The following is a 20,932-nucleotide window of genomic DNA, read 5'->3' on the forward strand; positions in this document are numbered from 1 at the left end:
AATCAGTCCTTCGTTCCAGCGCCCGGCGGATCGTCCGCGATCCGGGCGTAGAGGTAGTGGTCCTGCCAGATGCCGTTGATCCTGAGGTAGGATCGCAGAAGTCCTTCGCGCCGGAATCCGGCTTTTTCAAGCACGCGGATCGACCGGACATTGTCGGGAATACAGGCAGCTTCGATCCGGTGCAACCTCAGCGTATCGAAGGCGAAGCGGCAGACCACCTTGACCGCGTCGGTCATCAGGCCGCGGCCGCCAAACCGCTCCCCGATCCAGTACCCGACATGGCCGCTTTGCGAGACGCCGTGGCGGATATTGCCGAGCGTAATGCCGCCGGCAAGCTTGCCGCTCGCCTTCTCGAAGATGAAGAAGGCGATGGCTGTCCCCTGCGCATAGTCTTCGCGGTAGCGGCCGATGCGCAGCCGCCAGGCGGTGCGGTCGAGTTCATCGGGCGTCCAGCGCGGCTCCCACGGTTCGAGGAAGGCACGGCTTTCGCCTCGCACCGCTGACCATTCGCGATAGTCGTTGGTGTAGGGCACGCGCAGCATGACCCGGTCGCCTTTCAGTGCCGGCAGGTCACGGCGAAAGAAAGGGAGCGCGAACACCGGCGCTTGAAGGCTTAGACGGCGAGCTTGCGGGCCGTGGTGTGCGTGCCCGCAAGCGAATCGAGAATCGCCTCATAGGGCGCGAGCGTACCCACCGGTCCAACCGCAGTCAGCGTCGGCTTGGTCGAAAACAGCCGGGACGAAAGGTCGGTCAGCCGCTCGACGGTCAGCGCCGACAGCCGTTCCATCAATTCCTCCTTGGCGATCGGCCGGCCGAACAGAAGCAGCTGCCTGGCGATCTGCGAGGCGCGGCTGGCCGGGCTTTCAGCCGACATGATCAGGCCGGCGCGATATTGCGCGCGGGCGCGGTCGAGCTCTTCCTGAAGGATATTCTCGCCGGCCTTCTGCAGCTCGTCGATAATGACCGGCACCAGTTCGGCAATGTCGCTCTGCCCGGTCGCGGCATGAACGCCGAAGATGCCGGTATCGGAAAAACCCCAGTGGAAGGCATAGACCGAATAGCACAGGCCACGCTTTTCGCGGACCTCCTGGAACAGCCGGGACGACATGCCGCCGCCGAGGATCATCGACAGCACCTGCGAAGCGTAGAAATCGCGCACATGATAGGCTCGGCCTTCGAAGCCGAGCACGATCTGCGCGTCCATCAGGTCGCGATCCTCGCGGAAATCGCCGCCGACATACTGCGCATATTGCGGCATCGTGCTGTCGGACTTGCTGCGGAAACCGCCGAGCTGCTTTTCGACCTCGCGCACGAAATTGTCGTGCTTGATGTCGCCGGCCGCCACGATCACCATCTTCTCGGCGCCATATTGGCGCTCGATGAAATCATGCAGCTGTTTGGAGGTGAAGGATTTGACGGTTTCCGGCGTGCCGAGGATCGAGCGGCCGATCGTCTGGTGGCGGAAGGCGGTCTCGGTGAAACGGTCGAAGACGATGTCGTCGGGCGTGTCGTGCGCGGCGCCGATCTCCTGCAGGATCACATGCTGCTCGCGCTCCAGTTCCTCTGGGTCGAATTCGGACTCCTGCAGGATATCGGCAAGGATATCCACCGCCAGCGGCACATCGTCGGACAGCACCCTGGCGTAATAGGACGTCGTCTCGACTGATGTGGCGGCATTGATCTCGCCGCCGACATCCTCGATTTCCGAGGCGATCTCGAAGGCGGTCCGCCTTTTCGTACCCTTGAAGGCCATATGCTCGAGCAGATGGGCCATTCCGTGCTCGTCGTCACGCTCATTGCGGGCGCCGGACTTTACCCAGGCGCCAAGGGCAACGGATTCGAGGCTTGGAAGGGTTTCGGTGGCGACTGTCAGGCCGTTCGACAGACGGCTTACCTCAACACCCATATGGCAAGTACTCCCTAACGCGCTGCCCTTGAGTGGCGGCTCACGTAATCTTCCACCATTTTCAGGTCGGATGGAAGTACCGTGTACTTTTCGTCGGCTGACATCAAGGACCCCAGCCATGCCGGCAGGGCCGGCGACACGCCGCAGGCGGCTTCGACCGCGGCCGGGAACTTGGCCGGGTGCGCCGTGCCCAGCACCACCATCGGCACTGCACCGTCAGCCTTGCCGGCGGCGACATGCACGGCCGCGGCCGTGTGCGGATCGAGCTGATAATTGCTGGATTCGAGCGTTGAACGGATGGTGGCGGCAACCTCGTCCATATCAGCGCGTCCGGCGTCGAATTCGGACCGCATCCGGTCGATTTCTGCGGTTTCGATGGTGAAGGCGCCGGATTGCTTGAGGCCGGCCATGTAACGCCGCACCGTCTCTGCGTTACGGTCGCAGGCCTCGAACAGCAGTCGCTCGAAGTTCGACGATACCTGGATGTCCATCGATGGCGACGTCGTCGCAAACACACCCTTGGTGCGGTATTCACCGGTCGCGAAAGTGCGCGCCAATATGTCGTTGTCGTTGGTGGCGACGATCAGCCGCTCGATCGGCAGGCCCATCTTCTTGGCGGCGTAACCGGCGAAAATATCGCCGAAATTGCCGGTCGGCACGGTAAAGGAGACCGGCCTGTCCGGCGCGCCGAGCGAAAGCGCCGAGGAAAAATAATAGACGATCTGGGCCATGATGCGGGCCCAGTTGATCGAATTGACGCCCGACAGCGACACGCGATCACGAAAACGATGATCGTTGAACATATCCTTCAGCAGGCCCTGGCAATCGTCGAAATTGCCTTCGATCGCCAGCGCCTGGACGTTGGCGGCAGTCGATGTCGTCATCTGCCGCTGCTGCACCGGCGAGACGCGGCCATGCGGGAACATCACGAAAATGTCAGTTCGGTCGCGGCCGGCGAAGGCATCGATGGCCGCGCCGCCAGTGTCACCCGAGGTCGCGCCGACGATGGTGGCGCGCTGGCCGCGCTCAGTCAGTACATGGTCCATCAGCCGGGCAAGCAGCTGCATGGCAACGTCCTTGAAGGCCAGCGTCGGACCGTGGAAGAGCTCGAGGATGAACGTGTTGGCGTCGGTCTGCACCAGCGGGCAGACGGCCCGGTGGCGGAAGGTGGCATAGGCTTCGCGCACCAGGCGCTCGAAGACGGGTGCGGCGATCTCGCCGCCGAGGAAGGGCGTCAGCACGCGGATGGCGAGGTCCGCATAGGGCAGGCCGCGCATGGCGCGGATCTCGGCTGCCGAAAACTGCGGCCATGTCTGCGGCACATAAAGCCCGCCGTCGCGGGCCAGCCCCGCCAGCACCGCATCGGCAAATCCAAGCACGGGCGCATCCCCGCGGGTACTCACATAGCGCATCGTCAAAGGTCCATTGCTGCCGCCGGTTTCATCCACGGCAATTGGTTAATTTTCCGAGCCGCCTCAGTCGCATTTTTGCCGTGGCGTTGCTATACGTCACCAACTTTGCGAGAGGGAAGTGCAGTTTCATGGCGTTTCATAAGTTCAACCGTCGCTTTGTCGCGGGTCTGGCGCTAACCGGCTTTATGCTTGCCGCCGCCGGTTGCCAATCGAGCGACAATGGCATCCTCAATCTCGGTTTCGGCAAGAAGACCGACCCGAATGCGCCAATACCGCCTCAGGATCCCAAGGTTCTCGCCAGCCAGTTGCAGGCCTACTGCCCGAAAGTGACGGTGCGTGACGGCACCGCATACTTCAATACCTACGCCAAGGGCGCGCCGCAGCCGAAAAAGAAAAAGGCTGATGCGGCACAGGATGCCGAGGCGGCTGCCGCCGCGCAGACGGCGCCTGACGGCTCCATCGTCGATCCGAACAAGGATCCGGCCAAGATCATCTACCAGGCCTCGATCAGCGATGTGAGCCGCGATTGCAGCCGTGCCAACGGCCAGTTGACGATGAAGGTTGGGGTTGCCGGCAAGATCGTGCCGGGACCGCTGTTCGCCCCCGGCACCATCACCATGCCGATCCGCATTGCCGTCATGCACGGCCCCGACGTGCTTTATTCGCAAATTCACCCCTATCAGATCCAGGTCAGCGATCCCTCGACAGCCACCCAGTTCGTGTTCACCGATTCCAACGTCGTCGTGCCCGAACCCTCCGCCCGGGATTACACTGTCTATGCCGGCTATGACGACACCGCGCCGGCGGCGGCGGACAAGAAGTCCGGCAAGAAAAAGAAGCGCGCTCCCGCGACCAACTAAGCGCCTGGGCGCCGTCGCTGCTGCGACGGTGCCGGTCAACTCTTTGAAAGATCCAAACGATCCGATCGTAATCCTGCAGGCGTGCGCCTGCGGCAGGTCGCGTCTGCGCTTTAATCTCGATCCATTCCGCCAGCGCACTTGACTCATTCATATCTCGGCAGTTATACGTCGATCAATAGCTCACAGGTTATTGATCCCGATGCCAGACGCCCACGATACTTTGTTTAGAACGCTTGCCGACCCGACCCGGCGGGCCATCTTCGAGCGCCTTTGCCGCCAGGGTGAGCAGACTGTGGGGGCGCTGACGGCGGAGTCCGGGGTTTCGCAACCGGCGGTGTCGAAGCATCTCGGCGTCCTGAAGCTGGCCGGGCTGGTGCGTGACCGCCACGCCGGACGCCAGACCCACTACAGCGCGCAGCCCGAGGCACTTGGTCCGCTGACCAACTGGACAGTTCAAATGACAGGATTCTGGGAGAGCCGCTTCGATGATCTCGAGAACCTGCTGAAAAGGATGGACCAGTGAGCAATCCCGAGCTGCGCACCGTCGTCGTCGAACGTGAAATATCCTGGCCGGCGGAGAAGATCTGGCGCGCGTTGACGCAGCCGCATCTGATGGAGGATTGGCTCATGAAGAACGATTTCAAGCCTGTCGTCGGCCACAGCTTCAATCTTCGCGGCGACTGGGGCGGCGTGCTCGACTGCGAGGTGCTGGCCATCGAGCAAAACAGGACGCTGTCCTACAGCTGGGATTTTGCGCATGAGGATGCCGCCTACAATCTGAAGAGCGTGGTGACGTTCACGCTCACACCCACGAGCTCGGGAACCCATCTGCGCGTCGAGCAGTCGGGCTTCCATCCGAGCCAGAAGCAGGCCTATGGCGGCGCCAGGGCCGGGTGGCAGCAATTCCTCACCAAGCTGGAGCAGGTCCTGGCGAAGCCGGATTGAAGCCTGCCGGTACCATGCCCTGATCGCGGGGCACCGAATGCAAAAAGGAGGAAATCGATGAAGATCAAGCTGACCAGCGTCTATGTGGACAACCAGGACAACGCACTGCGCTTCTACACCGACGTGCTGGGCTTTGCTGTGAAGGCCGACTTCAGCAATGGGCCTTTTCGTTGGCTGACCGTCATCTCACCCGATGAGCCCGAGGGAGCCGAGCTACAGCTGGCGCTCAACGACAACCCGGCCGCCAAGGCCTACCAGCAGGCCATCTTCAAGCAGGGGCAGCCCGCGCTCATGCTGTTCACCGACGACGTCAAGGGTGATTACGAGCGCATCAAGGGACGCGGCGGTGCGTTCGCCATGGCGCCGACAGAAGTGACCGGCTCGACTATCGCCCAGCTCAACGACAGCTGCGGCAATCTCATCCAGATCACCCAACTGGCGCGTTGGTAGGCGCTGGTTTCAAGAGGAAGTTGCAATGAACTTGAGCAAATGGATACGTCAAACCCATCGTTGGCTGTCGATCATCTTCACGCTGACCGTGGCAGCCAATTTCATCACCATGGCGTTCGGGCAACCTCCGGCCTGGGTGGTCTATTCGCCGCTGCTGCCGCTATTCCTGCTGCTGTTCAGCGGCCTCTACATGTTCGTGCTGCCTTACGTCGCGAGATCGCGTGGCGAGCAGGGCGCGCAAGGGTAGGACATGGCCAAGGCGCCGGGAAAATCGAAGGTCGCAAAACCGGCCCCAGACAAGCCGGAAAAGCCGGTCCTGCTTTCGGGCGGCAACCCGCAGATCCCGAAGGCCTATGGGGACGCTCCGGTGCAGGCATATATTGCTGCCATGCCGGGCTGGAAAAGCGATGTCGGGCGCCGGATCGACGCACTTATCGTCAGCGCCGTCCAGGGCGTCTGCAAGGCGGTGAAGTGGAACTCACCGTTCTATGGCATCGAGGGCGAGGGTTGGTTCCTCAGCCTGCATTGCTTCACCAGATACGTCAAAGTCGCCTTCTTTCGCGGCACGTCGCTCGATCCTGTGCCTCCCGGCGGTTCCAGGCAAAAGGAAGTGCGGTATCTCGACATCCATGAAGGCGAAGAGATCGACGAAGCCCGCTTCGCCTCCTGGGTGAAGCAGGCCAGCCGATTGCCCGGCGAGAAGATGTGAACGGAGGCAGACCATGAAGATCAGCATGTCGAGCAAGGACGAGGGAGGCGCCTCTGCCTCCGAGCGGATAGATGCCCGAATCCGGGAGCTGGACGATTGGCGGGGCAAGACGTTGGCCAGCCTGCGCAATACCATCCTCGACGCCGACCCGGAAATCACCGAGGAGTGGAAGTGGATGGGCAGCCCGGTATGGTCGCGCGACGGCATGATCGCCGTCGGCAACGCTCACAAGGACAAGGTGAAGCTGACCTTTTCTCACGGCGCCAGCCTGCCGGATCCCGACAGGCTGTTCAACAACGGGCTCAACGGCAAGGTGTGGCGCGCCATCGATGTGTCGGAGGGCGACGAGATCGATGCGGATGCGCTGAAAGCGCTCGTCCGCGCCGCGATTGCCTACAACAGGGCAAAGAAGAAACGGGCCAAGTCGGCCAAAGCCAAGGACTGATCGGTTCAGGCGTCCGACCACTCCGACAGAGCGGCAATCACACTTTTCAGTTCGGCCCAGCGGCGGATGACGGTTTCGGCGCCGGCTTCGGTCAGCACATCGGCATGGCCGGGATAGCTGTGCGCGGCGCCGGTGAAGCCGATCACGCGCATGCCAGCGGCCCTGGCGCCGGTGACGCCGTGCACCGAATCCTCGATGACGAAGGTGTTTGCCGGATTGGCGTTGAGTTGCTGCGCCGCGATCAGGAACACATCCGGCGCGGGCTTGGTTTTCTTGCTTGGTATTTCCAGCGCTGAAAAAATCCGGCCGGCGAAGAACGGCAGCAGGCCCACTTTCTCGAGCATGAACTCGATCCGCTCCAAGCGTGAGTTCGAGCAGACGCAGCGCGGCGCGGTGACCGCGGCGACCGCCTCGCGCACGCCGTCGATGGCGCGCACGTCGCTGCGCAGTTTGCGGTCGACCAGCTCTTCGGCCCGGTCGATCATCGAGGCCTGGAACGGGATCGCGGACTTTGCCTCGACCCGCATCATGATGTCCTTGAAGGTCAGTCCGGCATAGGTTTCGGCGTATTCCTCGGCCGAGATTTCATATCCGGCCAAGGTCAGCAATTCGGCCTCGACGCGGGCTGCGATGATCTCGGAATCGACGAGCACGCCGTCGCAATCGAAGATGACAAGGTCTGGCTGGGGCATGGCAATCCGAACGAGGGAGGGTGATGAGAGGCCCGGCAAGGCTCAAGCGGCGCGACATACACCAACGGGCCGGGCTGCGCAAATTGACGACGTCAGGGCTGCTTGGCCCGTTGCGTCCTTCACCGAATATTTACGCTGATCGGTAACCATAACGGGGAGTAAACAGTAACGAGTGCCTTGGGTGTAAAAATGTCTGCCGTGCGTCTTGTCGCCGACCTCTCCCACGCCCCCCAGCAATCCGAGTGGCTGGACACGATCCTCAAGGGCGATTGTGTCGCCGCGCTCGATCGGCTGCCGGAAAAATCCATCGACGTCATCTTCGCCGATCCGCCTTACAATCTGCAGCTCGACGGCGATTTGCACCGGCCCGACCAGTCCAAGGTCGACGCCGTCGACGATGACTGGGACCAGTTCGAGAGTTTCGAGGCCTATGACGCCTTCACCCGCGCCTGGCTCCTGGCGGCACGCCGCGTGCTGAAGCCGAATGGCACCATCTGGGTCATCGGCTCCTACCACAACATCTTCCGCGTCGGCGCCAAGATGCAGGATCTCGGCTTCTGGATTCTCAACGATGTCGTCTGGCGCAAGACCAACCCTATGCCGAATTTCCGCGGTCGCCGCTTCCAGAACGCGCATGAGACCATGATCTGGGCCTCGCGCGACCAGAAGGGCAAGGGCTATACCTTCAATTACGAAGCCATGAAGGCATCGAACGACGACATCCAGATGCGCTCCGACTGGCTGTTCCCGATCTGCACTGGCGGCGAGCGGCTGAAGAACGACAATGGCGACAAGCTGCATCCGACGCAGAAGCCGGAAGCCCTGCTCGCCCGCATCATGATGGCCTCGACCAAGCCGGGCGACATCGTGCTCGACCCGTTTTTCGGTTCCGGCACCACCGGTGCCGTGGCCAAGCGGCTTGGCCGTCACTTCGTCGGCATCGAGCGCGAACAGGCCTATATCGACGCCGCCAATGAGCGCATCGATGCGGTGCGGCCGCTGGAAAGCGCCGATCTCGCCGTGCTCACCGGCAAGCGCGCCGAGCCGCGCGTCGCCTTTGTCAGCCTCATCGATACCGGGCTTATGCAGCCCGGCGCCACGCTTTACGATGCCAAGAAGCGCTGGTCGGCCAAGGTACGCGCCGACGGCACGGTGGCGATCGGCGACAGCGCCGGCTCGATCCACAAGATCGGCGCCGAAGTGCAGGGCCTGGACGCCTGCAATGGCTGGACCTTCTGGCACTATGAGCGCTCGGGCGGCCTGACCCCGATCGACGAACTGCGCCGCATCGCCAGGCTTGGCATGGAGCGGGCAGGGGCTTGACGCTACCACATAAAGGTCGGCGCCCTACCGCGCCCCCCTCTGGCCTGCCGGCCGTCTCCCCCACGAGGGGGGAGATTGCGCGCTTCATTGTTTTCGCCAACTTTCAACGTTGTAAGAAAGAGCCGTCGGCGAGGCTGCCAATCTCCCCCCTCGTGGGGAGATGCCCGGCAGGGCAGAGGGGGCGCCATAAAGCGCTACCTTCGACCCCTCTGCGTAGCTCAGGTCGCGATGCCATACCGCTCAAGGTCCGCCTTGAGCGTTTTTGCATCCGTGAACAGCACTGACTGCCAGCCGGCCGCCTTGGCGCCGTCGACATTTTTTTGGCTGTCGTCGATGAACAATGTCGCTGACGGTTCGAGCTCGAACGCGGCAACGTGATGGTCGTAGATGGCGCGGTCGGGCTTGATTTCACGGATATCGGCCGACACGGTCACGCCGCGCGGGCGGCTAAGGAAATCGAAGCGCAGTCGTGCCTCGGCAAGTGTGTCGGCGGCGAAGTTCGTCAGCATGGTCACGTCGTGGCCGCTCTCGATCAGGCCGAGCATGATGGCGACGCTGTCCTCATAGGCATGCGGCACCATGTCGTTCCAATAGCGTCGGAAATTGCGAATGTTTTCAGCATGATCCGGGTAATCCGCGATCAGCAGCGCTTCCGCCTCTTCCCACGTCCGGCCACGGTCCTGCTCGATGTTCCAGTCATGCGTGCAGACATTGTCGAAGAACCACTTGCGCTCTTCGGCATCGGGAATGAGGCGGCTGAACGGAATGTTCGGATCGTAGTGGAGCAAGACGCGGCCGATGTCGAACACGATATGGCGGATTTCAGTCATTTCTGGCCTTTCAAAGCGAATGCTAGTCAATGGGGCGGTGCTTTTTGGTTGCGCCCGGTATCGCTGCTTCGATGACCTTTTTCATGACCGTCGGCAGCGCTTCTCCGGAAATGTCATGGGCCAGCGACCAGAAATGCCCTTCCGGCGCATCACTTTTCACTTGAGCGTGAAAAACTTCGAGCTCGAGCGCGAAATGGGTGAAGACATGCGCGATCTCTCCAGCGCGCCGCCAGTCGGCAGGGAAGGGCGCTGCCTCCGAAGTGGTTGCACCGTCGATCCGCGCTGTCCAACCTGTGGTCGGCACCTCGGTCATGCCGCCGAGCAGGCCCTTGTCAGGCCGCTTGCGCAACAGGATGGCGCCGTCGCCGCGCTCGGCGACGAAGGCGGCACCCCGCCTGAGTGGTTTGTCGACCTTGGGCAGGCGGACCGGAAAGCGCTCGGGGTCGCCGGACAGGATGGCGCTGCAATCCTCGCGCACCGGGCACAGCATGCAGCGCGGCCGTCTTGGCGTGCAGATCGTGGCGCCAAGGTCCATCATTGCCTGGGCGAAGTCGCCCGGCCTTGTCTGCGGAACCAGTCTTTCGACGAGCGCGCGGATTTCAGGCTTTGCCTCGCTGAGCGGCGTTGCGATCGAATAGAGCCGCGAGATGACACGTTCGACATTGCCGTCGACGACCGCCGCCGGACGGTCGAAGGCGATCGCCGCGATCGCCGCCGCCGTATAGGCGCCGATCCCCGGCAATTCCCTCAATCCCGTTTCGTTGTCGGGAAAACGGCCGCCCTGGCTCGCAACCAGATCGGCGCAGGCCTTGAGGTTGCGCGCCCGTGAATAATAGCCGAGCCCGGCCCAGGCCTTCATCACATCCTCGGCCGGCGCAGCCGCCAGCGCCTTCACATCAGGCCATTTCTCGACAAAGGCGCGAAAATAGGATTTTACCGCTTCGACCGTGGTCTGCTGCAGCATCACTTCCGAAAGCCAGATGCGATAGGGGTCCGGCCGTGCACCGCCGGCCGCGGCGTGCGGCGTGATCCGCCACGGCAGTTCGCGATGGTGCGCGTCGTACCAGGCAAGCAGACGCGCGGCGATCTCTCCCGATAGAGTTGGTCCGGATGCGGCCTTGCGGGTCTGTTCGTGCAGTGCCATTGATCGCGGGCTGGCTCTAGGCTGGTGAGGAGCGTGGCTGGAGAACGTACATGGCAGGGAGAACGCCTTACGGCAATCCCGTTCCGGTGAGCGATCTCGCGACCGCGATCCTCGACCCCGTGCTGCGCAAGCGGGCCGGCATTTCGATCGGGCTGGTGCAGTCATGGGAAGAGATCGCCGGCCCCAGGCTCGCCGGCCATTCGCGCCCCGAAAAAATCCAGTGGCCGCGCCGCATGCATGAGGACGATCCGTTCGAGCCGGCGGTGCTGGTCATCGCCTGCGAGGGCATGGCCGCGCTGCACCTACAGCACGAGACCGGCGAGATCATCAACCGCGTCAATGCCTTTCTCGGCTTCAACGCGATCGGCAGGATCCGGATCGTGCAAAAGCCGGTGCTGAGGGACAAAGCCCGGCCGAAACCGACGCCGAGAGCACTGACTTCTGTCGAAAAGGCCAAATTGTCGGATACCGTCGGCAAGATCGAGGATGAAGGCTTGCGCGCCTCGCTGGAGCGTCTTGGCGCCACAATTCTTGGCCAAAGGAAGCGGCCAAGGTAATCAACCGGTAATCAGTCGGTCATGAACGCGTCATCTATCTCGCGCATTCGTGATCCTGCATGTAGAGTTTGGCGATTGGAATGGGGACGGCGATGCCTTAATTCCCGCCAACTCTCGCCTTTTCTAGCCTTTGCGTTGCAAAATCAAACCACAGTCAGGTGATTCGCATGAACCGTAGCTTGTCCCGCAGAAACCTCCTGTCTTCGCTGGCCGTCATTCCGGCAGTGGCTATGCTCGCCGCATGCAGCGATTCAGGCGAGGATGCCAAAGCAGCGGATGTGAAGCCTGCGGCTCCCGCGCCTGCTTCGACGCCTGCCACTCCGGCCGCCGTCAAGGTCCCGGAGTCTTCCGGCAATGTCGACATGGCCGAACTGCTGAAGCCCGGCGCTTTGCCCGACAAGCAGCTCGGCAAGGATGACGCCAAGGTCACCATCGTCGAATATGCCTCGATGACCTGCCCGCATTGTGCGCATTTCGCCGCGACCACCTTCCCTGAGTTGAAGACCAAGTACATCGACACCGGCAAGGCGCGTTACATCCTGCGCGAATTCCCGTTCGATCCGAGCGCCGAGGCCGGTTTCATGCTGGCGCGCTGTTCGAAGGACAATTATTTCCCGATGGTCGACGTGCTGTTCAAGCAGCAGGCCAACTGGGTCGGCGTCAACAATACCAAGGATGCGCTGCTGCAGATCTCCAAGCTCGCCGGTTTTACACAGGAGTCCTTCGAGGCCTGCTTGACGGACCAGAAACTTCTGGACGATGTGAGATCGGTCCAGAAGCGCGGCGCCGATGAATTCAAGGTCGACTCGACGCCGACCTTCTTCATCAACGGGAAAACCTACAAAGGTGCGATGTCGATTGAGGAAATATCGGCCATCATCGACCCTCTGCTCTGACGTCCAGGCGGCGCCGGAGCGACTGCGCTTCGGCGTCAGCGCACCTTTGTGCCTTCCAGGCAGGCGCGAATGAAGTTTTCGCGCCTTCGCCTCCTCGGCTTCAAGTCCTTCGTCGAACCCGGCGAGTTCGTCATCGAACGCGGCCTGACCGGCATTGTCGGGCCGAATGGCTGCGGCAAGTCGAACCTTGTCGAGGCGATGCGCTGGGTGATGGGCGAAAGCTCATACAAGAACATGCGCGCGTCCGGCATGGACGACGTGATCTTTTCCGGCTCGGGAACGCGCCCGGCCCGCAACACCGCCGAAGTCACGCTGTTCCTCGACAATAGCGACCGGACCGCGCCCGCCGCCTTCAACGACGCCGATGAATTGCAAGTGTCGCGCCGAATCGAGCGCGAAGCCGGCTCGCTCTACCGCATCAACGGCAAGGAAGCCCGCGCCAAGGACGTGCAGCTTCTGTTCGCCGACCAGTCGACCGGCGCGCGCTCGCCATCCATGGTCGGACAGGGCCGCATCGGCGAACTGATCCAGGCCAAGCCGCAGGCGCGCCGCGCGCTGCTCGAAGAAGCCGCCGGCATTTCCGGCCTGCACACCCGCCGCCATGAGGCCGAGCTTCGGCTGAAGGCGGCCGAACAGAATCTGGAACGGCTGGACGATGTCGTCGGCGAACTGGAGAGCCAGATCGAAAGCCTTAAGCGCCAGGCGCGCCAGGCATCGCGCTTCAAGAACCTGTCGGCCGATATCCGCAAGGCGGAAGCCACGCTCTTGCATCTGCGCTGGACGCTGGCCAAGACCCAGGAGGGCGATGCGCGGTCGGCGCTGGCGGTTGCCACAGCTCTGGTCGGCGACCGCGCCGCCGCCCAGATGGCTGCCGCCCGGGAGCAAGGCATCGGCGCCCACCGGCTGCCCGATCTGCGTGACGCCGAGGCCGCGGCTGCCGCCGCCTTCCAGCGGCTGTCGATCGCCAAGGCGCAGATCGAGGAGGAGGCAGGCCGCATCCGCGCCCGCCAGGCCGAACTCGAGCGCCGGCTGCAGCAGCTCGACGGCGACATCGCCCGCGAGGAGCGCATGGTCCGCGACAATGCGGATATTCTTGAGCGCCTGCGCGAGGAAGAAGCCACGCTCAACTCCGAAAATGCCGGCGCCGCCGAACGCGAGGCCACGACGCGGGCCGCTTTCGAGCAGGCCGGCGCAACGCTGTCGCAGAGCGAAGCAAAGCTCGCTGCGCTGACCGCAGAACGAGCGGAGGCCGCCGCCGCGCGCAATCAGATCGAACGCACGCTGCGCGAAAACGCCGAACGCCGCGACCGCTTCGCCCGCCAGCTGGCCGACGTCGACCGCGAATTGTCCGAGATTGTGTCGAAGGTTGCGGGCTTGCCTGACCCGGCCGAAAAACGTGCTCTGGTCGAGGACGCGCTCGCCCGGTTGGAGGAAGCGGAGGCCGGCGCCATTGCTGCCGAACAGGCGGTCGCCGAGGCGCGCGCCACCGAGAGTGCCGCTCGTCCGCCGCTGCAGGACGCCAGGTCGGAGCTCGCCGGCATCGAGACCGAAGCGCGCACGCTGGCCAAGATCCTCAATGCCGCCAGCGGCGATCTTTTCCCGTCGGTGCTTGAGCAGCTCAGCGTCGAACGTGGCTATGAGACCGCGCTTGGCGCTGCGCTTGGTGAGGACCTCGGCGTGCCGCTCGACCGCAGCGCGCCGGTGCATTGGGGCGAAAGCCAGGTTCAACCAGGCGATGCGGCCTTGCCGGAAGGCATCAAGAGCCTCGCCAGCGTGGTGCGCGCGCCTTCGCAGCTTGCCCGCCGGTTGGCGCAGATCGGCATCGTCGATGCCGCCGACGGCAAACGCCTGCAGACGCTGCTTGCCCCCGGCCAGCGGCTGGTCAGCCGTGACGGCGCGCTGTGGCGCTGGGACGGGCTGACCGCCAGCGCCGATGCACCGACCGCGGCCGCGCAAAGGCTGGCGCAGAAGAACCGGCTGGCCGAGCTCGATGCCGAGGCGGTGCAGGCGACGCAGATCGTGCGCGAGGCCGAAGCCGCCCTTGCCCAGGCCGAACAGGCACTCCGCCAGGCGAGCGAGGCCGAACGCAATGCGCGCCAGGCCGGGCGCGATGCCCAGCACGGCCTGGACGCCGCCCGCAGCGCGCTGGCCGAGGCCGAAAAGGCCGGTGGCGAGCTGGCAAGCCGCCGCGCCGCCCTCGACGAGGCGCGCGCGCGAATCGTCGACAGCCATGAAGAAACGGCCGCCGCCTTCGCCGAGGCCGAAATGCTGCTGCAGGACGCCCCCGATCTCGGCGACCTGCAATTGCAGCTTGAACAATCCGCCGCCAATGTCAGCCGCGATCGCGCAACCTTGGCCGACGCGCGCGCCGTCCATGAAGGCCTGCGCCGCGAAGCCGAGGCGCGCACGCGCCGGCTCGACGCCATCGGCGCCGAGCGCAGCAACTGGTTGCAGCGGGCCGAAAACGCCTCGACGCAGATTGCCGCGCTGGGCGAGCGCAGGGCCGAGGCCGCGGCCGAGCGCGAAACGCTGGCCGACGCCCCCGACGAGATCGACGCCAGGCGGCGCGCGCTGCTGTCGCAGCTGACCGAGGCCGAGACCTTGCGCAAGGCGGCCGCCGACCGTTTGCAGGAGGCCGAGAACAACCAGGCCGAGCTGGACAAGGCCGCCACCGCGGCGATCCAGTCGCTGGCCGATTCCCGCGAAACCCGCGTCCGCGCCGAAGAGCGATTGACCGCCGCCGACGAGCGCCGGCTCGAGGTCGAGGCGCGCATCCAGGAAACGCTGAACACGCCGCCGCATCTGGTCATTCGCCATACTGGCCTGGAAGCCGACAGCCCGATGCCCGAAATGGCCGAGATCGAGCGCCAGCTCGACCGGCTGAAGGTTGAGCGCGAGCGGCTCGGCGCCGTCAATCTGCGCGCCGAGGAAGAACAGAAGGAACTGTCGGACCGGCTGGAGGCCATCGTTTCCGAGCGCGAGGACATCATCGAGGCAATCCGCAAACTGAGGCAAGCGATCCAGAGCCTGAACCGCGAAGGCCGCGAACGGCTGCTTGCCGCTTTCGAGGTGGTCAACGGCCATTTCCAGCGGCTGTTCTCGCATCTGTTCGGTGGCGGCACGGCCGAATTGCAGCTGATCGAATCCGACGACCCGCTCGAAGCCGGGCTCGAAATCCTGGCCCGTCCGCCCGGCAAGAAGCCGCAGACCATGACGCTGCTGTCCGGCGGCGAGCAGGCGCTGACGGCGATGTCGCTTATCTTTGCCGTGTTCCTGACCAATCCGGCGCCGATCTGCGTGCTCGACGAAGTCGACGCGCCGCTCGACGATCACAATGTCGAACGCTTCTGCAACCTTATGGACGAAATGGCCGCGACCACCGAGACGCGCTTCGTCATCATCACCCACAACCCGATCACGATGGCGCGCATGAACCGCCTGTTCGGCGTGACCATGGCCGAGCAGGGCGTCAGCCAACTGGTCTCGGTCGATCTGCAGGCCGCCGAGGCGATGCGCGAGGCGAGCTGACGCAGCATGCTTTGTTGATTTCGTCGGCGATGGCGTCGATCCGACTGTTGCAACAGGACCGTCGCCCTTGCGACCTGCTTGCGACGCGCATTCTGTAAGGTTCGAAGAGAAGGAATTTAAGCGCCACCTGAGAGCGAACGCCAAAGCCCACATGCAAAGCGCCGGCCAACGCGAAAGCGATGCCTACAAGGCGCAGATGGCAATTGGCTCCGACAGCAATTCAGCTGCCACCTTTATCGGAAGCCCAGGAAGCTCAGTATCGCAATCACGATAACGACTGCTCCGATGAGCCAGATTATGTTGTTCACCGTATCTCTCCCGAACTAGTTGCTGGGAGTGAACTCGTAAGAGCCTACTAATGTTCCCGCATTTTCTGCGTCGAAACAAAATGGCGGCCATCGCTTCGTCGATTGCCAGACCAAGGTCCGAACAGGGTATGACTGAAGTCCTGACGTCGGAGCCATAGGCCCGAAGGCGGGCAACCTATGCCCTCCCGATACATTGGAACCGGGCTGCCGAGCATGAGTCCCTTCATCGGTGGTCAATCGGGTGCCCGCCATTCCTGAGAGGTTAGCGGGCACCCGATCGTCGTGACACCGCCAAGCGGTGTTCGTTCAATAGAGAGGCTGACAGTGACCTTTGTCCAGAGATCAGTGCGTGACGGCGCAACCCGACCCGCAAACGACAACGACAGTCCTGCGGAAGTTTCTTCCGTTCTTGACCTCATACCATCGGCTGACGACGACAAGGTCGCTGAGCTTGTCAGGCGAACAGAGCGCCTGGCAATCGCAGTGGTTATCGGAATCGCGGTTCTGCTGATCTTGGCGCCGGTGGTTTACCTTGCACTTTCTTACGGGATCTGAGACGGCCCGACCTATGGGATCTGAAATGGCCTGATTGGTCTCGTAAATCTCACAAATTGTGCCGACGGTCTTCCTCGCAAGACGGGTGTTTCCCGTCACAGATCAGGAGATCGAACGCGACGACATAGAAGGGTCCTGTGCAGCGCTCCTTTGTCGAGTGGCGTAACCCTGGTGGTCGGCTTGAAAGAGCGCCTTTACCAGAAGTTGCCAACAGGAGCTGCTGTCGCAACTTCTTCTTTCGATACGCCGTGTTGCACGGGAGCAGCCGTCACTGATCGCGCCCGTGGACCGACGCCGCTACTCGGAACCAAAGGGATGGGACGCGGTTATCCCCGCGAAGGGATAATTAGCAGGTGGAGATATTACAATGAAAACAATGATCGTGAGCGCCTTGGCGCTGTTCATCGCCATGCCGACGATAGCTCCGGCAGCCGAAGCTGACGTGGTCATCACGACCCACCATCGACATCATCACAGGAGCGTAAAGGTCATCAATGACCAGGGTCAACGCCTTCATCACCGCAGACACGGCACGGTTGCCTTCTACGACCACGGCCGCAGACATCATCGCCGGGATACGGTCATCGTGACCGGCTCGATCGAGCGCAGCCATCATCGCTATTATCGACATCATCGGCATCATCCCGTCGTCATCCAGGACGACAACGATTACTGATCCTCTCCGCACGGCCCCGGCTCTGTCAACGGAGTCGGGGTCGCGTGGGAGTCAGATAGCTCCTGACGGCAGCCATCGATAAGGTCGGTAAATCATTGATTCCAAAGGCATGTGATTTGGCTGGGGCGCCAGGATTCGAACCTGGGAATGTCGGTACCAAAAACCGATGCCTTACCACTTGGCGACGCCCCAGCAAACGAGCTTTGCCCGCTGCGCGCGGCCTTATAGGACGAGCGGCACGAAAGCTCAATGCCGAGTTGGCCACTGTGCAAAACTGAGCCACCGCTTGGGCGCGGGGACGCGCTATTCGCCCCAGACCGCCAACTCGTTGCCAGCGGGATCGGTGAAATGGAACCGCCTGCCGCCCGGGAACGAGAATATCGGCTTGACGATCGTGCCGCCGGCGCTTTCGACAACGTCGAGCGTTGCTTCCAGATCCTGCGAATAGAGCACCGGCAATGGTTTCGCCGGCGCCTCCGCTGCATCGGCCTGGAAGCCGCCATCGAGCCCTTCGCCGAAGGCCGAATAGGTCGGCCCGTAATCGGTGAACGACCACGAGAAGGCGGCGCTGTAGAAAGCCTTGACGCTGTCCAGCGTTGCGCCAGTCGCGGGCAGTTCGAGATAGTCGAGTTTTCCGTTGAGTTTCATCACGCTGCTCCCAACTTGTTCCCTATATGTTCTATATCCTGGGCAGCGATCCGGCAAGTCTTTTCGACGCAGCTTTTGCTTAATCGATTGTAGTCGCCGGGCTTCGCTGCCACACCTTGCCTTTCGCACTGCAGCATAATAACGCTCGCGTCGGAGCACGGGGGAACCGGGTCTTGGCCCCGGGGTTCTAATCTTCCGAGAACTTGGAGGGCGAGCATGACCAAATGGGTCTACACCTTCGGCGATGGCGCCGCGGAGGGACGTGCGGGCGACCGCAACCTTCTCGGCGGCAAGGGCGCCAATCTGGCCGAGATGTGCAGTCTTGGCCTGCCGGTGCCGCCGGGCTTCACCCTCACCACCGAAGTCTGCAACGCCTATTATGCCAACGGCAACAGCTATCCGGCCGCGTTGAAGGCCGACGTCGTCAAGGCGCTGGACCATATCGGGCAACTGACCGGGCGCCGTTTCGGCGATCCGTCGAAGCTGCTTCTGGTCTCGGTCCGCTCCGGGGCCAGGGCCTCGATGCCGGGCATGATGGACACCGTGCTCAATCTCGGCCTCAATGACGAGACGGTCGAGGCGCTGGCAGCTGATTCCGGCGATGCCCGCTTTGCCTATGACAGCTACCGCCGCTTCATCCAGATGTATTCCGATGTCGTCATGGGTCTCGACCACGAAGTGTTCGAGGAAATCCTGGAGGACCAGAAGGCGAGCCTCGGCCACGAGCTCGACACCGAACTGACAGCGCAGGAATGGCAGAGCGTCATCGCCCTCTACAAGGCCAAGGTCGAGGAGGAGCTCGACAGGCCGTTTCCACAGGACCCGCACGAGCAGCTGTGGGGGGCGATCGGCGCGGTGTTTTCCAGCTGGATGAACAACCGCGCCATCACCTACCGGCGTCTGCACGATATCCCGGAAAGCTGGGGCACGGCGGTCAATGTCCAGGCCATGGTGTTCGGTAACATGGGCGAGACGTCGGCCACCGGCGTCGCCTTCACTCGCAACCCCTCGACCGGCGAAAAGATGCTCTACGGCGAGTTCCTGGTGAACGCGCAGGGCGAGGATGTCGTGGCCGGCATCCGCACGCCGCAGAACATCACCGAGGCGGCGCGCATTGCCGCTGGCTCCGACAAGCCGTCGCTGCAGAAACTGATGCCGGACGCGTTTCGCTCCTTCGTCGACATCTCCGACCGCCTGGAACAGCACTACCGCGATATGCAGGACCTCGAATTCACCATCGAGCGCGGCAAATTGTGGATGCTGCAGACGCGTTCCGGCAAACGCACCGCCAAGGCGGCGCTGAAGATCGCCGTCGAAATGGCGCGCGACAAGCTGATCACGACGGAGGAGGCGGTCGCCCGCATCGATCCGGCCTCGCTCGATCAGCTGTTGCATCCGACCATCGACCCCAAGGCCGCGCGCGATGTCATCGGCGTCGGCCTGCCGGCTTCTCCGGGCGCGGCGACCGGCGAGATTGTTTTCTCCTCGGGCGATGCCGAGGATCTGAAGACGCAAGGTCGCAAGGCAATCCTGGTGCGCATCGAAACCAGCCCCGAAGACATTCACGGCATGCATGCTTCGGAAGGCATCCTGACCACGCGCGGCGGCATGACCAGCCACGCCGCCGTGGTCGCGCGCGGCATGGGCAAGCCTTGCGTTTCGGGCGCCGGCTCGCTGCGTGTCGACTACAAGGCCGGCACGCTGATGTCGATGGGCCAGACCTTCCGCAAGGGCGACATCATCACCATCGATGGCAGCAACGGCCAGGTGCTGAAGGGCGCCGTGTCGATGCTGCAGCCGGAACTGTCGGGCGATTTCGCCGCCATCATGGAATGGGCCGATGCGGTGCGCCGCATGAAGGTGCGCACCAATGCCGAGACGCCGCTCGATGCGCGCATGGCGCGCTCCTTCGGCGCCGAAGGCATCGGCCTCTGCCGCACCGAGCACATGTTCTTCGACGGCGAGCGTATCGTCGCCATGCGCGAGATGATCCTGGCCGATACCGAGAAGGACCGCCGCACCGCGCTTGCCAAGCTGTTGCCGATGCAGCGCTCGGATTTCCTCGAACTGTTCGAGATCATGGCCGGCCTGCCGGTGACGATCCGGCTGCTCGATCCGCCGCTGCACGAATTCCTGCCCAAGACGGAAGCGGAGGTGGCGGAGGTCGCCGCCGCCATGAATGTCTCGCCCGACAAGCTCAGGCAGCGCACAGAAGCCCTGCACGAGTTCAACCCGATGCTTGGCCATCGCGGCTGCCGTCTCGCCGTCTCCTATCCCGAGATCGCCGAGATGCAGGCGCGCGCCATTTTCGAGGCCGCGGTCGAGGCCGGCAAGAAGGCCGGCGCGCTGGTCGTTCCCGAGATCATGGTGCCGCTGGTCGGCCTGGTGAAGGAGCTCGACTACGTCAAGGCGCGCATCGATGCGGTTGCCAAGGCTGTCATGGACGAGACCGGCGTCAAGATCGACTATCTCACCGGCACGATGATCGAGCTGCCGCGCGCGGCGATCCGCGCCCACGTCATCGCCGCTACGGCCGAGTTCTTCTCCTTCGGCACCAACGATCTCACCCAGACCACTTTCGGCATCTCGCGCGACGATGCGGCGTCCTTCCTCGAGACCTATCGGCAGAAAGGCATCATCGAGCAGGACCCGTTCGTCTCGCTCGACATCGAGGGCGTCGGCGAACTGGTGCGCATGGCTGCGCAAAAGGGCAGGGCGACGCGGCCCGACATCAAGCTCGGCATATGCGGCGAACATGGCGGCGATCCGGCCTCGATCCGCTTCTGCGAAGAGGTCGGCCTCGACTATGTCTCGTGCTCTCCCTACCGCGTGCCGATCGCAAGATTGGCCGCAGCCCAAGCCGCGGTGCAGATTGCCAAAACAGCAGTGCCGCGCCCCAAAAAGAGCGCCGCGGCATCCTGATTTCGACATAGTCCTTTCGGTATCGATGAAACGGCCAGCCCTGCGTGGCCGTTTGGCGCTAAGCTTACGATTTTGTAAGCAAATTCACGCTGATGTGCGCGGCTCAACACGCAATCCCGACATCGT

At 63.1% G+C, this 20,932-nt stretch carries 20 protein-coding genes and 1 tRNA gene; 13 read left to right on the forward strand and 8 right to left on the reverse strand.

Translation table 11 applies throughout. The features are described 5' to 3' along the window. Positions 1 to 2: 2 nt before the first annotated feature. Genes NKI31_RS22525 through thrC form a run of 3 tightly spaced genes read right to left on the reverse strand, consistent with a single transcriptional unit; the run spans position 3 to position 3,318 of the window. The gene (locus NKI31_RS22525; RefSeq protein WP_023668403.1) at positions 3 to 599 is read right to left on the reverse strand and encodes a GNAT family N-acetyltransferase; all 597 of its coding nucleotides are present in this window, start codon (positions 597 to 599) and stop codon (positions 3 to 5) included. Between the two features lie 14 nt (positions 600 to 613). Then, on the reverse strand, positions 614 to 1,906 hold the full coding sequence (locus tag NKI31_RS22530; RefSeq protein ID WP_023668402.1) for a M16 family metallopeptidase: 1,293 nt from the start codon (positions 1,904 to 1,906) through the stop codon (positions 614 to 616). A 14-nt stretch (positions 1,907 to 1,920) separates the two neighbouring features. Continuing rightward, a complete protein-coding gene (gene thrC / locus NKI31_RS22535) occupies positions 1,921 to 3,318 on the reverse strand; it encodes a threonine synthase (protein ID WP_352652565.1) in 1,398 nt (465 codons plus the stop codon). Positions 3,319 to 3,446: 128 nt separating this feature from the next. Between thrC and NKI31_RS22540 the strand changes: the two genes are divergently transcribed. The 7 genes from NKI31_RS22540 to NKI31_RS22570 all read left to right on the forward strand — a co-directional run bounded on the left by NKI31_RS22540 (position 3,447) and on the right by NKI31_RS22570 (position 6,727). Beyond that, positions 3,447 to 4,178 (forward strand): hypothetical protein, encoded by a 732-nt coding sequence (locus tag NKI31_RS22540; protein WP_023702000.1) that lies wholly within the window; start codon positions 3,447 to 3,449, stop codon positions 4,176 to 4,178. Between the two features lie 199 nt (positions 4,179 to 4,377). Next, positions 4,378 to 4,701, forward strand: coding sequence for an ArsR/SmtB family transcription factor (locus tag NKI31_RS22545; RefSeq protein ID WP_352652566.1), 324 nt, complete (start codon positions 4,378 to 4,380; stop codon positions 4,699 to 4,701). Further along, complete coding sequence (locus NKI31_RS22550; protein ID WP_023687161.1) at positions 4,698 to 5,123, forward strand: SRPBCC family protein; 426 nt, start codon at positions 4,698 to 4,700, stop codon at positions 5,121 to 5,123. The genes NKI31_RS22545 and NKI31_RS22550 overlap by 4 nt, the downstream gene beginning before the upstream one ends. 57 nt (positions 5,124 to 5,180) lie before the next feature. Continuing rightward, positions 5,181 to 5,573: a VOC family protein gene (locus tag NKI31_RS22555; protein ID WP_023668397.1), complete on the forward strand. Its 393-nt coding sequence runs from the start codon at positions 5,181 to 5,183 to the stop codon at positions 5,571 to 5,573. A gap of 25 nt (positions 5,574 to 5,598) precedes the next feature. Continuing rightward, complete coding sequence (locus tag NKI31_RS22560; protein WP_023668396.1) at positions 5,599 to 5,820, forward strand: hypothetical protein; 222 nt, start codon at positions 5,599 to 5,601, stop codon at positions 5,818 to 5,820. Between the two features lie 3 nt (positions 5,821 to 5,823). Then, on the forward strand, positions 5,824 to 6,282 hold the full coding sequence (locus NKI31_RS22565; protein WP_352652567.1) for a DUF1801 domain-containing protein: 459 nt from the start codon (positions 5,824 to 5,826) through the stop codon (positions 6,280 to 6,282). A gap of 13 nt (positions 6,283 to 6,295) precedes the next feature. Then, positions 6,296 to 6,727, forward strand: a complete 432-nt coding sequence (locus NKI31_RS22570) for a DUF1801 domain-containing protein (protein WP_352652568.1) — start codon at positions 6,296 to 6,298, stop codon at positions 6,725 to 6,727. A 5-nt stretch (positions 6,728 to 6,732) separates the two neighbouring features. Here NKI31_RS22570 and NKI31_RS22575 read toward each other — a convergent pair whose 3' ends face one another. Further along, positions 6,733 to 7,419: an HAD family hydrolase gene (locus NKI31_RS22575; RefSeq protein ID WP_352652569.1), complete on the reverse strand. Its 687-nt coding sequence runs from the start codon at positions 7,417 to 7,419 to the stop codon at positions 6,733 to 6,735. Between the two features lie 189 nt (positions 7,420 to 7,608). On the opposite strand from NKI31_RS22575, the gene NKI31_RS22580 reads away from it, so the two are divergent. Continuing rightward, positions 7,609 to 8,742 (forward strand): site-specific DNA-methyltransferase, encoded by a 1,134-nt coding sequence (locus NKI31_RS22580; RefSeq protein WP_023727472.1) that lies wholly within the window; start codon positions 7,609 to 7,611, stop codon positions 8,740 to 8,742. Positions 8,743 to 8,960: 218 nt separating this feature from the next. Here the strand turns inward: NKI31_RS22580 and NKI31_RS22585 are convergent, their stop codons facing one another. Beyond that, positions 8,961 to 9,572, reverse strand: a complete 612-nt coding sequence (locus NKI31_RS22585; protein ID WP_023732086.1) for an HAD family hydrolase — start codon at positions 9,570 to 9,572, stop codon at positions 8,961 to 8,963. A gap of 22 nt (positions 9,573 to 9,594) precedes the next feature. Next, a complete protein-coding gene (mutY, locus tag NKI31_RS22590) occupies positions 9,595 to 10,716 on the reverse strand; it encodes an A/G-specific adenine glycosylase (RefSeq protein WP_023692057.1) in 1,122 nt (373 codons plus the stop codon). A 50-nt stretch (positions 10,717 to 10,766) separates the two neighbouring features. Here mutY and NKI31_RS22595 point away from each other — a divergent pair, with 50 nt between their 5' ends. From NKI31_RS22595 to NKI31_RS22610, 4 genes are all read left to right on the forward strand, one after another. Further along, positions 10,767 to 11,273 (forward strand): DUF721 domain-containing protein, encoded by a 507-nt coding sequence (locus NKI31_RS22595; protein ID WP_023687168.1) that lies wholly within the window; start codon positions 10,767 to 10,769, stop codon positions 11,271 to 11,273. Between the two features lie 167 nt (positions 11,274 to 11,440). After that, entirely contained in the window at positions 11,441 to 12,169 is a 729-nt protein-coding gene (locus tag NKI31_RS22600; RefSeq protein ID WP_023692056.1) for a DsbA family protein, read from the forward strand. A gap of 69 nt (positions 12,170 to 12,238) precedes the next feature. Beyond that, entirely contained in the window at positions 12,239 to 15,697 is a 3,459-nt protein-coding gene (smc, locus tag NKI31_RS22605; RefSeq protein ID WP_352652570.1) for a chromosome segregation protein SMC, read from the forward strand. Between the two features lie 1,230 nt (positions 15,698 to 16,927). Beyond that, entirely contained in the window at positions 16,928 to 17,236 is a 309-nt protein-coding gene (locus NKI31_RS22610) for a hypothetical protein (protein WP_023670691.1), read from the forward strand. 117 nt (positions 17,237 to 17,353) lie between these two features. Here the strand turns inward: NKI31_RS22610 and NKI31_RS22615 are convergent. Together NKI31_RS22615 and NKI31_RS22620 are read right to left on the reverse strand one after the other, a co-directional pair. Further along, positions 17,354 to 17,428: transfer RNA gene (locus NKI31_RS22615), tRNA-Gln, on the reverse strand. Positions 17,429 to 17,539: 111 nt separating this feature from the next. Further along, positions 17,540 to 17,884 (reverse strand): VOC family protein, encoded by a 345-nt coding sequence (locus NKI31_RS22620; RefSeq protein WP_023670692.1) that lies wholly within the window; start codon positions 17,882 to 17,884, stop codon positions 17,540 to 17,542. 216 nt (positions 17,885 to 18,100) lie between these two features. Between NKI31_RS22620 and ppdK the strand changes: the two genes are divergently transcribed. Then, positions 18,101 to 20,806, forward strand: a complete 2,706-nt coding sequence (gene ppdK, locus NKI31_RS22625) for a pyruvate, phosphate dikinase (protein WP_352522285.1) — start codon at positions 18,101 to 18,103, stop codon at positions 20,804 to 20,806. The last annotated feature ends 126 nt before the right edge of the window (positions 20,807 to 20,932 follow it).

Origin of the sequence: Mesorhizobium sp. M0659 (assembly GCF_040320605.1) — a bacterium.
GTDB lineage: Bacteria > Pseudomonadota > Alphaproteobacteria > Rhizobiales > Rhizobiaceae > Mesorhizobium.